At 74.5% G+C, this 494-nt stretch carries 1 protein-coding gene and 1 pseudogene; both read left to right on the top strand.

Features of this window, described 5'->3' with window-relative positions:
- Positions 1 to 207 (top strand): MarR family transcriptional regulator (locus G6R24_RS21345; RefSeq protein WP_163550885.1); only part of this gene is annotated, 207 nt, incomplete at its 5' end.
- Positions 204 to 494, top strand: a pseudogene (locus G6R24_RS21340) (protein spdB); the annotation flags it as partial. The gene G6R24_RS21345 and the pseudogene G6R24_RS21340, both read left to right, overlap by 4 nt.

Genomic DNA, 494 nt, shown 5'->3' with positions numbered 1-494 from the left:
ACGGCGCAGGCCGGCCCGGCGACGAACCGGGACCGGGTCCTACACGCCGTCCGCGACGGCGCCCGCACCCACCAGGAGATCGGCGTCGCCACCGGGCTGCACAAGGGCACCGTCAGCCGAACCGTCACCGCCCTCCTCACCGCCGGCCAGCTCGCCCGCACCCCCGACGGCACCCTCACCACCAGCACCGGAGAGGTGTCGGCATGAGCCGCAAGCAGTGGACCTGCACCCCCGCCGCGGCGATGACCGTCGTGTCGATGGCCCTGACCCTCGCTGTCGTCATCGGCTGGCTCGGTGCTCTGATGCCGTGGCCGGTGGCCACCGTCGTCGGGCTGGGTATGGACGGCGGCTGGCTGGCCACCCTCGCCTACGAACGCCGCCTCGCCGCCCAAGGCGACCACTCCGGACTGGTGTCCGGGCTGGGCTGGACCTTCGGCCTCCTCGCCACCGGTGTGCTGGTGGCGCATGCGCTCGTCGGCCCGTCGCCGGCCGGG

The sequence above is a fragment of the Candidatus Frankia nodulisporulans genome, assembly GCF_902806475.1.
Lineage (GTDB): Bacteria > Actinomycetota > Actinomycetes > Frankiales > Frankiaceae > Frankia > Frankia umida.
Note: the sequence above shows the minus strand (reverse complement) of the source record. Positions and strands in the feature narration are given on the sequence as shown.